We start from the raw sequence: 13,899 nt of genomic DNA, 5'->3' as shown, positions 1-13,899 counted from the left end.
CTAGCTGGCTACGGTCACGGGCTCGGCCGGGGCCTCTTCCTCGGCGCCGCGGCCCGCCAGGCGTTCGCGCCAGTTCGCCAGGGTGGCCGCGTCCGTCGGCCTGGTCGCCAGGGAGACGATCACGTACGCCGCCAGCGACAGCAGCAGGCCGTAGTAGACGGGCTGGTTGGCGAGGATTCCGTACGTGGCCATCAGGCCGATGACGGAGAGGCCGCCGACGGTGACCGAGGCCAGCGCGCCGTACACGGTGCCGCGCTTCCACAGCAGGCCGCCCAGGATCGGCACGAGCAGACCGCCGACGAGCAGGTTGTACGCGACCGTCAGCGCCTCGATGACGTTGTTGAGCGCGATGGCGATACAGATGACCGCGATGCCCATGATCAGGATGAAGGCGCGGTTGCCCTTCACCTCGTCGTGGTCGTCGCCGTTCCGGGACGTCAGGCCCCGCACTCGCGACCAGATGTCGTTGTTGGCGACGGTGGCGCAGGCGATGAGCGCTCCGGAGGACGTCGACATGACGGCGGCGAGGGCCGCGGCCAGCACCAGTCCGCGTACGCCCATGGGCAGTTCGTCCTTGACGATGGTCGCGAAGGCGTCGTCGGCGTTGGGCAGCTTCGGGTAGAGGACCTTGGCGGCGGTGCCGATGACGGCGCCGGCCAGGGCGTAGACGAGGCAGTACGTACCGGCGACCGTGCCGCCGTACCGCGCGACCTTGTCACTGCGCGCCGTGAACACCCGCTGCCAGATGTCCTGGCCGATCAGCATGCCGAAGGTGTAGATCAGCACGTAGGTGAAGATCGTCTCGCCGCCGATGCCCAGCGGGTCGAAGTACTCGGTGGGGAGCTTCGCCTTCATCTCGCTGAAGCCGCCGGCCTTGACGACCGCGATGGGCAGCAGGAGCAGGAGCACACCGACCGTCTTCACGACGAACTGCACCATGTCGGTGAGGGTGATCGACCACATGCCGCCGAGCGTCGAGTACGCGACGACGATCGCGCCGCCGAGGATGATCGAGGCGGTCCGGTTGAGGTCGAAGAGGACGTCGAAGATGGTGGCGTACGCGATCGTGGAGGTGACCGCGAGCATCAGCGTGTACGCCCACATCACGATGCCGGAGATGAGGCCGGCCTTGCCGCCGTAGCGCAGGTCGAGCATCTCGGAGACGGTGTAGACCTTCAGCCGGGCGATGCGCGCGGAGAAGAACACCGAGAGGGCGAGGAGGCCGAGGCCGATGGTGAAGACCATCCAGGCGCCGGAGAGGCCGAACTTGTAGCCGAGGCCGACGCCGCCGATGGTGGAGGCGCCGCCGAGGACGATGGCCGCCATGGTGCCGGAGTACATCGAGGGGCCGAGCCGGCGGCCCGCGACCAGGAACTCGCTCTTGGACTTGGCGCGGCGCATGCCCCACCAGCCCATGCCGAGCATGCCGGCCAGATAGACAACGATTACTGCGTAGTCGACAGCCATCGGCTTCCTTCCGTCTCGTCCCCCGGGGTCCTCAGGTCTTGTGCGAAACGACGCTAGGTGGCTGGAAAGCAACGCTGAAGTGTACGTTTTATCCATTCTCAACACCGCTGATGGATGGACCGTCCATGCCGGAATCTGCAGCAGCCCCACCAACCCCAGGTATCCCGCTCGCCGCGCTGCTCGCCCGCGAGGATCTCGGCCTGCGCCAGATCGCCGGGCCGATGGAGGCGGGCACGGTGCTGCACTGGGTGCACACCTCGGAGATGGAGGATCCCTATCCGTATCTGCTCGGCGGCGAGCTGCTGATGAGCGCCGGGGTGCTGCTGAAGGACCCCGACAGATATGTGTCGCGCATTGTGCAGGCGGGCGCGGCAGCACTCGGCTTCGGCGTCGCGCCGGTGTACGACACGGTGCCGGACGCGCTGATCGAGGCGTGCGACCGGCACGGACTGCCGCTGCTGGAGGTCCCACCGAAGACGCCGTTCACGGCGGTGGCCCGCGCGGTGTGGCGGCTGATGGCCGAGGCCCGCCACCGGGAGCTGCGCCGGGTGACCCAGGCCCAGCAGGGCCTCGCCACGGCGGCGGCCCGCCCGGACCCGGTCCCGGCGGTCCTCCACCAGCTGGCGGCCCGCCTTGGCGGCCAGGCGGTGCTGCTCGACGCCTCGGGCACGGAACTGTCGGCCGCGGGGGGCTCCCCGGGCCCGGAGGCGCGGGCGGCGCTGAAGCGGCTGGCGCAGGTGGTGAACCCGCAGGGGGTGAACCCGCAGGTGTATCCGTCGTCGGCGGGCGCGGAGGAAGTCCCCCACCCCGCCCCTGCCCGAACCGAGGGGGCGCCCCCCGACCCCGCCGCGCTCACCGCGCCCGCCGCGCCCGCTTCGCGGCGAAGCCCGGCGGACGGTGGGCCGCCCGGCGGGGAAACCAGCCGGCCCGCGCCCGCGTCCGCCAGTGACGCCGTCGGCGGGACCCATCTCGCCGCCTACGCCCTCGGCGGCAGCCAAGGGCTCGTCCTCGGCCTCGCCGCTCCCCACCGTGAACCCGGTGACCACACCGTCGCCGGTGTCGCCGTCGTGCTGCTCTCGCTGCTGACCGCGCCCCACCAGGGCGCCGACAGCACCGGGCGCAGTGCCGCTCTCGTACGGCTGCTGCTCGGCGCGCGGCCCGCCGAGGCCGCGCCGTTGCTGGGGGCCGACCGGTGGATCGTCGTGCACGCGCGCGGTGAGCGCGGCACACCCTTCGCCGCGTCCGCGCTCGGCGCCGGGCTCGGCAGCGCGCTCGTCGACCCGGCCGAGGACGGCACCGTACGGATCCTGCTCCCGGCCGACCGCGAGGTGACCCCGCAGCCCGGCTGGGTCCTCGGCGTGAGCGCCCCCGTCCGTCCCGAGGAGCTCGGCGCCGCCGACACCCAGGCGGCCAGGGCCGTCCACCGCGCCGCCGCCACCCGCACCGACGTGGTCAGGCACCGCGGCACCTCCCTGGCCGCACTGCTCTCGCCCGACGAGGCGGCCGCCCACGCCCGGATGCGTCTCGCGCCGCTCGTCGACTCCCCCGCCCTGATCGAGACCCTGCGCAGCTGGCTCTCCCTGCACGGCAGTTGGGACCGTACGGCCGCGGCGTTGGAGGTCCACCGCAACACCGTCCGCCAGCGCATCGCCCGCTGCGCGACGCTGCTGGACGAGGATCTCGACGACGCCGACGTACGGATGGAGCTCTGGTTCGCCCTGCGCTCCCTGTGAGCCGGCACCGAGCCGACACGAGCCGGAACTGTGACGCGTACGACCGATCCCCACCCTGGACAGCCCCGGTGACCGACCGGTAACTTCAGTCTGAGCAAGCGCTTAGTCCATCATTTGATCAATCACGATGGCGGTGAACCACCTCCGCGAGAGCGGCGGCGGTCAGCCGCAAAGGGAAGGGGGCGTCCCGTGCGCCGTACCGTTTTCAACGAGGACCACGAGGCGTTCCGCGAGACCATCCGCGCCTTCATCGAGGCCGAGGTCGTGCCCGTCTACGACGAGTGGTTCGCCGCCGGCCAGGCGCCCCGCGACTTCTACTACAAGCTCGGTGAGCTGGGCGTCTTCGGCATCCGGGTCGACGAGGAGTTCGGCGGCGCCGGCATCGAGTCGCACAAGTACGAGGCCGTGATGTACGAGGAGACGGCCCGCGCGGGCGTCAACTTCGGCGGCTCCGGCGTACATGTGCTGCTCGCCTTGCCGTACATCCAGATGCTGGCCACCGACGAGCAGAAGAAGCGCTACCTGGAGAAGTTCGTCACCGGCGAGGAGATGTGGGCGCTGGCGATGACCGAGCCGGGCACCGGTTCCGACGTCGCGGGCATGAAGACCACCGCCAAGCTCTCGGAGGACGGCACGCACTACGTCCTCAACGGCGCCAAGACCTTCATCACCGGTGGTGTGCACGCCGACCGCGTGATCGTGTGTGCCCGCACCTCCGCCCCGCGCGAGGACGACCGCCGCTTCGGCATCTCCCTGTTCGCGGTGGACACCAAGTCGGCGGGCTACTCCGTCGGCCGCAAGCTGGACAAGCTCGGCCTGAAGACCTCCGACACCGCCGAGCTTGCCTTCGTCGACGTGAAGGTCCCGGCCGAGGACCTGCTCGGCGAGGAGAACAAGGGCTTCTACTACCTCGGCGCGAACCTTCCCTCCGAGCGCTGGGGCATCGCGTTCGGCGCGTACGCGCAGGCCAAGGCCGCCGTCCGGTTCGCCCAGCAGTACGTGCAGGACCGGACGGTCTTCGGCAAGCCGGTCGCGCACTTCCAGAACACCAAGTTCGAGCTGGCCGCCTGCCAGGCCGAGGTGGACGCCGCCGAGGCCGTGGCCGACCGCGCGCTGGAGGCTCTGGACACGGGCGAGCTCACGCCCGCCGAAGCCGCGTCCGCGAAGCTGTTCTGCACCGAGGTCGCGCACCGCGTCATCGACAAGTGCCTGCAGCTGCACGGCGGCTACGGCTACATGAACGAGTACCCGATCGCTCGTCTCTACGCCGACAACCGCGTCAACCGCATCTACGGCGGCACCAGCGAGGTCATGAAGTCGATCATCGCCAAGTCCATGGGCCTGTAAGGACAGTTACCTTCCTCCCATGAGCTCAGCACTTGACGACCTGCTCGATCTGCTCGACCTGGAGCAGATCGAGCAGGACATCTTCCGGGGCCGGTCCCGCTCCGCCCTCGTACCGCGCGTCTTCGGCGGACAGGTCGCGGCCCAGGCGCTCGTCGCCGCGGGCCGCACCGTCCCCGAGGACCGCACGGCCCACTCCCTGCACGCGTACTTCCTGCGCATGGGCGACCCGGGCGCGCCGATCGTCTACACGGTCGACCGCATCCGCGACGGCCGCTCCTTCACCACGCGCCGGGTCGTCGCCGTCCAGCACGGGCAGCCGATCTTCCACCTCTCCGCGTCCTTCCAGACGTACGAGGAGGGACTCGAGCACCAGGCGGCGATGCCGTCCGCGCCCGAACCGGAGACCCTGCCGACGGCGGCCGAGATCCTGCCGCGGTACGCAGGCGACTTCGTCGACCCCGGCACCGTGGAGCGGCTGCTCGAGGCACGGGCCGCGGTCGATCTGCGCTATGTCGACGCTCCGCCGTACGGCAGCGTGGGCGAACCGCGCGAGCCGCGCTCGCAGGTGTGGTTCCGGGCGAACGGCAAGCTCGCGGACGACCCGCTGCTGCATGTCTGCCTCGCCACCTATGTCTCCGACATGACGCTGCTGGACTCGGTGCTCCTGGCCCACGGCCGCGGCGGCTGGGCGGTCGGCGACGTGGTCGGCGCCTCGCTCGACCACGCGATGTGGTTCCACCGGCCCTTCAGGGCCGACGAGTGGCTGCTGTACGACCAGGAGTCACCGTCGGCGTCCGGCGGCCGGGGTCTCGGCCAGGCGCGGATCTACACCCAGGACGGGCGGCTTGCCATCTCCGTCATCCAGGAAGGCGTCGTTCGCGTACCCCACTGATCGGACATACGGTCCGGTACATGAGCGAACAGCCTGCGAGCACGGCCGAACAGCCTGCGAGCGCGAGCGATGAGCCTGCGGGCTCAGGTGAGAGCACCTCCACGGTGATCGTCGCGGCGATGGCAAATCTCGGCATCGCCGTGGCGAAGGCCGTCGCCGGCGTGATCAGCGGCTCCAGCGCCATGCTCTCGGAGGCGGCGCACTCGGTGGCCGACACGGTCACCGAGCTGCTGCTGCTCACCTCCCTCAAGCGGAGTGCGAAGCCGGCCGACGAGGACCATCCGCTCGGCCACGGCCCCGAGCGCTACATCTGGGCGCTGCTCGCCGCCGTCGCGACGTTCGTCGGCGGCGCGGTCTTCTCCGTCTACGACGGCATCCACACCCTGACCCACGGCGAGGATCCGGGCGATCCGCTCGTCTCGTACATCGTGCTCGGCGTCGCCTTCCTGCTGGAGGGCTACTCGCTGCGTACGGGCGTCCGGCAGGTCCGCGCCGAGGCCGCCCGGCTGGGGGCGCCGGCCGGCCGCTATCTGCGGCTGACCCCCGACACCGCGGTCAAGGCGGTCGTCCTGGAGGACACCGCGGCGCTCGCCGGTCTGCTGCTCGCGGCCGGCGGACTGCTCGGCGGGCAGCTGACGGGCTCCGGCGTCTGGGACGGTGTGGCGTCGGTCCTGATCGGCGTGCTGCTGGTCTACGTGGCCTGGGTACTGGGCCGCAGCAACGCCCGGCTGCTGATCGGCCGCCCGCTCCCCGAGCCGATGCGCGAAGCCGTACGGGAGGAGATCCTCACCGTCCCGCACATCGTGGACGTGCTGGAGCTGACCACGCTCATCCAGGGCCCGGCCGAGATCCTGATCGCCGCGAAGGTCGACTTCCGGGACGCCTCGAGCGCCCGGCAGGTCGAGTGGGCGTGCGAGGAGGCGGAGGAGCAGCTGCGGGAGCGCTTCCCCGCGATCCGGCGCGTGTATCTGGATCCGACACCGGGCCTCGGTCAGGAGAGGCCGGCCGCGTCCAGCAGGTAGGCGGTCATCGGGTCGTAGAAGCGCGGATCGGTGACATGGTCGTCGAGCGGGACGGTCACCTGGAGGGTGCCTTCCGCCTCGCCGATGAACAGCGCCGGGTCGTTGCTGTCCGCGTATCCGACGGAGTCGAGACCGCGCTGCCCCGCGCACCCGGCCCAGCCGTGGTCGGCCACCACCAGATCGGGCAGCTCGCGGCCCTCGCGCTCGAGCCCGTCGAGGATCGCGGCCATGGGCGCAGGTGAGTGCGTGTGCCACAGGGTCGCGCCGCGCTCCAGCATCGCGACGTCCGCGAACTGGAAGACCATGCCCTCGTCGGCCGTCAGCCCGCCCGGAATCCGTACGATCTCGCAGCCGGCGGCCCGCAGGGCGTCGGCGGTCTGTCGGTGCACATCCAGCAGCCCACCCGGGTGACCGGTCGCGAAGAGCACCCGCTGCCGGCCGGCGACGGCCTTGCGCAGCCGGGCCGCCATCCGCTCCAGGGCGTCGACGGTGAGCTCCGGGTCGATGGTGTCCTGGCCCTGCCGGTGCCCGGGATCGTCGCTGACGCCGCACCGCTCGGCCATCACGGCCAGCACGTCCTGCTCGTCGGTCCAGCGGTCGCCGAGCTCAAGGCCGAGCCAGTAGTGCCGGTCGCCGTTGGCGAGCTTGCGGTAGTGGGAGAGGTTGTTGTCGCGGGGGGTGGCGACGTCTCCGGCGATACGTGAGCGGACGAGGTGGTCGACAAGGGCGGCGCGGCTGGGTATCGGCATGAGCCCCATTGTGCCGTCAGGCACACGGACCGTGCCCACTGTCCCGAACGCTGGACGCACCCGGCCGATGACCTGCGGCGGCCGCGCGCGGCGCGGGCCTTCAGCCCGTCAGCGACGCGAACGCCCCGTGCGCTAGGCGCCGCAGCAGTGTCTCCGTCGCCGCCCGGCCGGGCAGACCGCTGCCGTACGAGCCGAGGTGCGGCGTCGAGTTGAGCAGGCCGAACACCGCGTGGACCGCCGCCCGCGCCTCCGCCTCGGGGACTTCCGGATGCAGTTCCCGTACCGCGGCGACCCACAACTCGACGTACTGCCGCTGCAGCTGCCGCACCAGCTTGCGGTCGCTGTCGCGCAGCCGGTCCAGCTCACGGTCGTGAAGGGTGATCAGCGGTCGGTCGTCGAGAGCGAAGTCGATGTGCCCGTCGATGAGGGAGGCGAGCAGCACCTCGGGGTCGGCCTCGGCCTCCTCCACCCGTAGCCGGCCGCCGCTCAGCAGCCGTTCGCTGATGCCCACCAGCAGTTCGGCGAGCATGGCGTCCTTGCCCGCGAAGTGGCGGTACAGCCCGGGTCCGCTGATGCCGACAGCAGCCCCTATCTCGTCGACGCCGACGCCGTGGAAGCCGCGCTCGGCGAAGAGGCGGGCGGCCTCCTTGAGGATCTGCTCGCGGCGCTTCGGCGCATCCGTCCTGGTGGTCATGGCATTGATTCTAGACAAGCCTGTTAGCGCTCGTTAACCTGGAGGAAACGCGTTAACGCTCATTAACTGATCCTCGTACGGAAGCGACAACGGAGTCGTACGGGCAAGGGGGCTCAAGACGATGCAGCAGGCACCCGTGCTGGCGAGCGCGGCAGATCCCGCCTCGGCGGCCTGGCAGGCCAACGAGGCGGCGCACCAGGAGCTCGCCGACGGCCTGCGCGGCCGACTGGCGGCGGCCCGCCTCGGCGGCGGCGAGAAGGCCCGCGCCCGGCACGCGGCGCGCGGGAAGCTGCTGCCGCGCGACCGCGTGGACACCCTCCTCGACCCGGGCTCGCCCTTCCTGGAGCTCGCCCCGCTCGCGGCGGAGGGGATGTACGACGGCCAGGCCCCGGCCGCCGGCGTGATCGCAGGGATCGGGCGGGTCAGTGGCCGCGAGGTGGTCGTCGTCGCCAATGACGCCACGGTCAAGGGCGGCACGTACTACCCGATGACGGTGAAGAAGCACCTCCGCGCCCAGGAAGTGGCTCTGGAGAACCGTCTGCCCTGTGTGTATCTGGTGGACTCGGGCGGCGCCTTCCTGCCCATGCAGGACGAGGTCTTCCCCGACCGCGAGCACTTCGGGCGGATCTTCTACAACCAGGCGCGGATGTCCGGCGCCGGCATCCCGCAGATCGCGGCGGTCCTCGGCTCCTGCACGGCCGGCGGGGCGTACGTCCCGGCGATGAGCGACGAAGCGGTCATCGTGCGGGGCCAGGGCACGATCTTCCTCGGCGGCCCGCCGCTGGTGAAGGCCGCGACCGGCGAGGTGGTCACGGCGGAGGAGCTGGGCGGCGGCGAGGTCCACTCCCGGATCTCCGGCGTCACCGACCATCTCGCGGAGGACGACGCGCACGCGCTGCGGATCGTACGGAACATCGTGGCGACGCTCCCCGAGCGCGGCCCGCTCCCCTGGTCGGTCGAGCCGGCAGAGGAGCCCAAGGTGGACCCCGCCGGGCTGTACGGCGCGGTGCCGGTCGACTCCCGCACCCCCTATGACGCACGCGAAGTGATCGCCCGGATCGTGGACGGCTCCCGGTTCGCGGAGTTCAAGTCGGAGTTCGGCACGACGCTGATCACCGGCTTCGCCCGGATCCACGGCCATCCGGTCGGCATCGTCGCCAACAACGGCATCCTGTTCTCCGAATCCGCCCAGAAGGGCGCGCACTTCATCGAGCTGTGCGACCAGCGCGGTATCCCGCTGCTCTTCCTGCAGAACATCTCGGGCTTCATGGTCGGCCGGGACTACGAGGCGGGCGGCATCGCCAAGCACGGCGCCAAGATGGTCACGGCCGTGGCCTGCACCCGGGTGCCGAAGCTGACGGTCGTCGTCGGCGGCTCGTACGGCGCGGGGAACTACTCGATGTGCGGCCGGGCGTATTCGCCGCGCTTTCTGTGGATGTGGCCGAACGCCAAGATCTCGGTGATGGGCGGCGAGCAGGCCGCTTCGGTGCTGGCGACGGTCAAGCGCGACCAGCTCGAAGGGCGGGGCGAGGTGTGGCCCGCCGCCGAGGAGGAGGCTTTCAAGGAGCCGATCCGCGCGCAGTACGAGCAGCAGGGCAACGCCTACTACGCCACGGCACGGCTGTGGGACGACGGCGTGATCGACCCGCTGGAGACCCGGCAGGTGCTGGGTCTGGCCCTGACCGCGTGTGCCAACGCCCCGCTGGGTGAGCCCGGCTTCGGCGTCTTCCGGATGTGAGGACCTCCATGTTCAGCACTGTCCTGGTCGCCAACCGAGGCGAGATCGCGGTACGGGTCATCCGCACCCTGCGCGCGATGGGCATCCGATCGGTCGCCGTCTTCAGCGACGCGGACGCGGACGCACGGCATGTACGGGAGGCGGACACGGCGGTCCGTATCGGCCCGGCGCCCGCGGCCGAGAGCTATCTCTGTGTGGAGCGCCTGCTGGAGGCCGCGGCCCGGACCGGCGCCGAGGCGGTCCACCCGGGCTACGGCTTCCTCGCCGAGAACGCGGGCTTCGCGCAGGCCTGCGCCGACGCCGGCCTGGTTTTCATCGGCCCGCCCGCCTCGGCGATCTCGCTGATGGGCGACAAGATCCGCGCCAAGGAGACGGTGCAGGCGGCGGGCGTCCCGGTGGTGCCGGGCTCGTCCGGTTCGGGACTGACGGACGATCAACTGGCCGCTGCCGCCCGCGAGATCGGAATGCCGGTGCTGCTGAAGCCCTCGGCGGGCGGCGGCGGCAAGGGCATGCGGCTCACCCGGGTGGAATCGGCGCTGCTCGAGGAGATCGCGGCGGCCCGCCGTGAGGCCCGTGCCTCCTTCGGCGACGACACCCTCCTTGTGGAGCGGTGGATCGACCGCCCCCGGCATATCGAGATCCAGGTCCTGGCGGACGGCCACGGCCATGTGGTCCACCTCGGCGAGCGCGAGTGCTCGTTGCAGCGCCGCCACCAGAAGATCATCGAGGAGGCGCCGAGCGTCCTGCTGGACGAGAAGACCCGCGCCGCGATGGGCGAGGCCGCGGTCCAGGCGGCCCGCTCGTGCGGCTACCGGGGCGCGGGCACGGTGGAGTTCATCGTCCCTGGCCATGACCCGTCCGCGTACTACTTCATGGAGATGAACACCCGCCTCCAGGTCGAGCACCCGGTGACGGAGCTCATCACCGGCCTGGACCTGGTGGAGTGGCAACTGCGGGTCGCGGCGGGCGAGCAACTGCCCTTCACGCAGGAGGACATCAGCCTCACGGGCCATGCGGTCGAGGCCCGTGTCTGTGCCGAGGACCCCGCACGCGGCTTCCTGCCCTCCGGCGGCACGGTCCTCGCGCTGCACGAGCCGCAGGGCGACGGGGTGCGCACCGACTCGGGCCTGGCCGAGGGCACGGAGGTCGGCAGCCTGTACGACCCGATGCTGTCGAAGGTCATCGCGTACGGCCCCGACCGCCCGACCGCCCTGCGCAGACTGCGCGCGGCTCTCGCGGACACGGTCACCCTCGGCGTCCCGACGAACGCGGGCTTCCTGCGCCGTCTGCTGGCCCACGAGTCGGTGGTCTCCGGCGACCTGGACACGGGCCTGGTGGAGCGCGAGGCGGACGACCTGGTCCCGGAAGGTGTGCGGGACGAGGTGTACGCGGCGGCCGCGGCGGTACGACTGGCCGGGCTGAGTCCGCGGCGGGGTGCGGGCTGGGTGGACCCCTTCTCGGTGTCGGACGCCTGGCGCCTGGGCGGCACCCCCGCCTGGACGGTCCATGACTTCCGTATCCCGGGCCGCGACCCGGTGCATGTGCGCACGCGCACGGTGGCCGGAACCACGGAGATCGCGCTCGGCGAAGCCGCGGCGGCGGCCGGTGCGGAGCTGTCCGGCCGGGGGTTCGGCATCCGCCTTGTCGCGCTCGAGCCCGGCCGGGTGACGATCGAACTCGACGGCGTCACCCACACCTTCACCCACGCCCCCTCCCCGGAGGGGACCTGGCTGGGCCGGGACGGCGACAGCTGGCACGTCCTGGACCACGACCCGGTCGAGGCCTCCCTGAGCGGCGCCGCGCACGCCGGCGCCGACACCCTGGCCGCACCGATGCCGGGCACCGTCACCGTGGTGAAGGTCGCCGTCGGGGACGAGGTCGACGCGGGCCAGAGTCTGCTGGTCGTCGAGGCGATGAAGATGGAGCACGTCATCTCCGCCCCGCACGCCGGCACCGTCACCGAGCTGGACGTCACACCCGGCTCGACCGTCGCCATGGACCAGATCCTGGCGGTCGTCACCCCGAGGGAGGAAGCATGACCGACGGGCTGCCCATGGCCGTTCCCGTGCAGGATCTGCCGCCCCGCGTCCGTATCCACGAGGTCGGCGCCCGCGACGGGCTGCAGAACGAGAAAACGGTCGTTCCGACCGAGGTCAAGGCCGAGTTCATCCACCGGCTCGCCGACGCCGGTCTGACGACGATCGAGGCGACCAGCTTCGTCCACCCCAAGTGGGTGCCCCAACTCGCCGACGCCGAGCAGTTGTTCCCGCTGCTCGGGGACATCGAGGGCGTCGCGCTGCCCGTCCTCGTACCGAACGAGCGCGGGCTCGAGCGGGCAACGGCCCTCGGTGCGCGCCGGATCGCCGTGTTCGGATCGGCGACCGAGACCTTCGCGCAGCGCAATCTCAACCGCACCGTCGGCGAGTCGCTCGCGATGTTCGAGCCGGTCGTCGCCAAGGCCCGCGCCGACAAGATCCATGTCCGCGGCTATCTCTCCATGTGCTTCGGCGACCCGTGGGAGGGCCCGGTCCCGGTCCACCAGGTCGTCCGGGTCGCCAAGCAGCTGATGGACCTCGGCTGCGACGAACTGAGTCTCGGCGACACCATCGGCGTGGCCACGCCCGGCCATGTGCAGAGCCTGCTCGCCGAGCTCAACGAGGAGGGCGTGCCCACCTCGGCGATCGGCGTGCACTTCCACGACACCTACGGGCAGGCCCTCTCCAACACCTTCGCCGCGCTCCAGCACGGTGTGACCACCGTGGACGCCTCCGCGGGCGGCCTCGGCGGCTGCCCGTACGCGAAGAGCGCGACCGGAAACCTCGCCACCGAAGACCTCGTATGGATGCTCGACGGCCTCGGCATCGAATCCGGGGTCGACCTCGGCCGGCTCACCGCCACCAGCGCGTGGATGGCCGAACAGCTGGGCCGTCCAAGCCCCTCCCGCACCGTGCGTGCCCTCTCCCACAAGGAGTCGTAGCAATGTCGCTCGACCATCGCCTCACCCCTGAACACGAGGAACTGCGCCGCACCGTCGAGGCGTTCGCGCACGACGTCGTCGCACCGAAGATCGGCGACTTCTACGAGCGCCATGAGTTCCCGTACGAGATCGTCCGCGAGATGGGCCGGATGGGCCTGTTCGGACTGCCCTTCCCCGAGGAGTACGGCGGCATGGGCGGCGACTATCTCGCCCTCGGCATCGCCCTCGAGGAGCTGGCGCGCGTCGACTCGTCCGTCGCGATCACGCTCGAGGCGGGCGTCTCGCTGGGCGCGATGCCGGTCTACCGCTTCGGCACGGAGGAGCAGAAGCAGGAGTGGCTGCCGCGGCTCTGCTCGGGCGAGCTGCTCGGCGCGTTCGGGCTGACCGAGCCCGGCGCCGGCTCGGACGCGGGTGGCACAAGGACGACGGCCGTCCGGGACGGCGACGAGTGGGTCATCAACGGCTCCAAGTGCTTCATCACCAACTCCGGTACGGACATCACGGGCCTGGTGACCGTCACGGCGGTCACCGGCCGCACGCCCGACGGCAAGCCGCTGATCTCCTCGATCATCGTCCCGTCCGGCACTCCCGGCTTCACCGTCGCCGCGCCCTACTCCAAGGTCGGGTGGAACGCCTCGGACACCCGCGAACTGTCCTTCGACGACGTCCGGGTGCCGCTCGCCAACCTGCTCGGTGAGGAGGGCCGCGGATACGCCCAGTTCCTGCGGATCCTCGACGAGGGCCGGATCGCCATCTCGGCGCTGGCGACCGGGCTCGCGCAGGGCTGTGTGGACGAGTCCGTGAAGTACGCCAAGGAGCGGCACGCCTTCGGACGGCCGATCGGCGCCAACCAGGCGATCCAGTTCAAGATCGCCGACATGGAGATGCGGGCGCATATGGCCCGGGTCGGCTGGCGGGACGCGGCCTCGCGTCTCGTCCAGGGTGAGCCGTTCAAGAAGGAGGCGGCGCTGGCGAAGCTGTACTCGTCGACCGTCGCCGTCGACAACGCCCGCGAGGCCACCCAGATCCACGGCGGCTACGGCTTCATGAACGAGTACCCGGTGGCCAGGATGTGGCGGGACTCCAAGATCCTGGAGATCGGCGAGGGCACGAGCGAGGTCCAGCGGATGCTGATCGCACGGGAGTTGGGCCTGTCCGGCTGACGCGCGCGTGGACGGGGGGCGGCCTGGAAAGGGTCGCCCCCCGTTCGCGTTCGGGCCGCTTTCGGACCTGCTGCGGGCAGGCCCCTCGGGGTCCGGTCTGCGCATCGGGCCTCGATG

11 protein-coding genes are annotated in these 13,899 nt (G+C 71.1%); 8 read left to right on the top strand and 3 right to left on the bottom strand.

Translation table 11 applies throughout. The features are described from left to right. Positions 1–1,467 (bottom strand): sodium:solute symporter, encoded by a 1,467-nt coding sequence (locus tag ACFWDI_RS23945; protein ID WP_385306661.1) that lies wholly within the window; start codon positions 1,465–1,467, stop codon positions 1–3. A 125-nt stretch (positions 1,468–1,592) separates the two neighbouring features. Between ACFWDI_RS23945 and ACFWDI_RS23940 the strand changes: the two genes are divergently transcribed. The 4 genes from ACFWDI_RS23940 to ACFWDI_RS23925 all read left to right on the top strand — a co-directional run bounded on the left by ACFWDI_RS23940 (position 1,593) and on the right by ACFWDI_RS23925 (position 6,461). Then, positions 1,593–3,200, top strand: a complete 1,608-nt coding sequence (locus ACFWDI_RS23940) for a PucR family transcriptional regulator ligand-binding domain-containing protein (protein ID WP_385306659.1) — start codon at positions 1,593–1,595, stop codon at positions 3,198–3,200. 189 nt (positions 3,201–3,389) lie between these two features. Further along, complete coding sequence (locus ACFWDI_RS23935) at positions 3,390–4,547, top strand: acyl-CoA dehydrogenase family protein (protein ID WP_327323718.1); 1,158 nt, start codon at positions 3,390–3,392, stop codon at positions 4,545–4,547. 19 nt (positions 4,548–4,566) lie between these two features. Next, the gene (tesB, locus tag ACFWDI_RS23930; RefSeq protein ID WP_327323719.1) at positions 4,567–5,439 is read left to right on the top strand and encodes an acyl-CoA thioesterase II; all 873 of its coding nucleotides are present in this window, start codon (positions 4,567–4,569) and stop codon (positions 5,437–5,439) included. A 20-nt stretch (positions 5,440–5,459) separates the two neighbouring features. Further along, positions 5,460–6,461, top strand: coding sequence for a cation diffusion facilitator family transporter (locus ACFWDI_RS23925; protein WP_385306657.1), 1,002 nt, complete (start codon positions 5,460–5,462; stop codon positions 6,459–6,461). Here ACFWDI_RS23925 and ACFWDI_RS23920 read toward each other — a convergent pair. Both ACFWDI_RS23920 and ACFWDI_RS23915 read right to left on the bottom strand, forming a co-directional pair. Next, positions 6,431–7,210: a phosphatase gene (locus ACFWDI_RS23920; RefSeq protein WP_326650035.1), complete on the bottom strand. Its 780-nt coding sequence runs from the start codon at positions 7,208–7,210 to the stop codon at positions 6,431–6,433. The genes ACFWDI_RS23925 and ACFWDI_RS23920 overlap by 31 nt on opposite strands. 100 nt (positions 7,211–7,310) lie before the next feature. Further along, positions 7,311–7,904, bottom strand: coding sequence for a TetR/AcrR family transcriptional regulator (locus ACFWDI_RS23915; protein WP_327323722.1), 594 nt, complete (start codon positions 7,902–7,904; stop codon positions 7,311–7,313). Between the two features lie 121 nt (positions 7,905–8,025). On the opposite strand from ACFWDI_RS23915, the gene ACFWDI_RS23910 reads away from it, so the two are divergent. Genes ACFWDI_RS23910 through ACFWDI_RS23895 form a run of 4 tightly spaced genes read left to right on the top strand, consistent with a single transcriptional unit; the run spans position 8,026 to position 13,782 of the window. Further along, a complete protein-coding gene (locus ACFWDI_RS23910; RefSeq protein ID WP_385306655.1) occupies positions 8,026–9,642 on the top strand; it encodes a carboxyl transferase domain-containing protein in 1,617 nt (538 codons plus the stop codon). An 8-nt stretch (positions 9,643–9,650) separates the two neighbouring features. Further along, positions 9,651–11,681 (top strand): acetyl/propionyl/methylcrotonyl-CoA carboxylase subunit alpha, encoded by a 2,031-nt coding sequence (locus ACFWDI_RS23905; RefSeq protein WP_385306653.1) that lies wholly within the window; start codon positions 9,651–9,653, stop codon positions 11,679–11,681. Continuing rightward, on the top strand, positions 11,678–12,619 hold the full coding sequence (locus ACFWDI_RS23900) for a hydroxymethylglutaryl-CoA lyase (RefSeq protein WP_327323725.1): 942 nt from the start codon (positions 11,678–11,680) through the stop codon (positions 12,617–12,619). The genes ACFWDI_RS23905 and ACFWDI_RS23900 overlap by 4 nt, the downstream gene beginning before the upstream one ends. A 2-nt stretch (positions 12,620–12,621) precedes the next feature. Then, the gene (locus tag ACFWDI_RS23895; RefSeq protein WP_327323726.1) at positions 12,622–13,782 is read left to right on the top strand and encodes an acyl-CoA dehydrogenase family protein; all 1,161 of its coding nucleotides are present in this window, start codon (positions 12,622–12,624) and stop codon (positions 13,780–13,782) included. The last annotated feature ends 117 nt before the right edge of the window (positions 13,783–13,899 follow it).

Source organism: Streptomyces sp. NPDC060064, assembly GCF_042736455.1.
In the GTDB taxonomy this organism is placed as follows: Bacteria; Actinomycetota; Actinomycetes; order Streptomycetales; family Streptomycetaceae; genus Streptomyces.
Note: the sequence above shows the minus strand (reverse complement) of the source record. Positions and strands in the feature narration are given on the sequence as shown.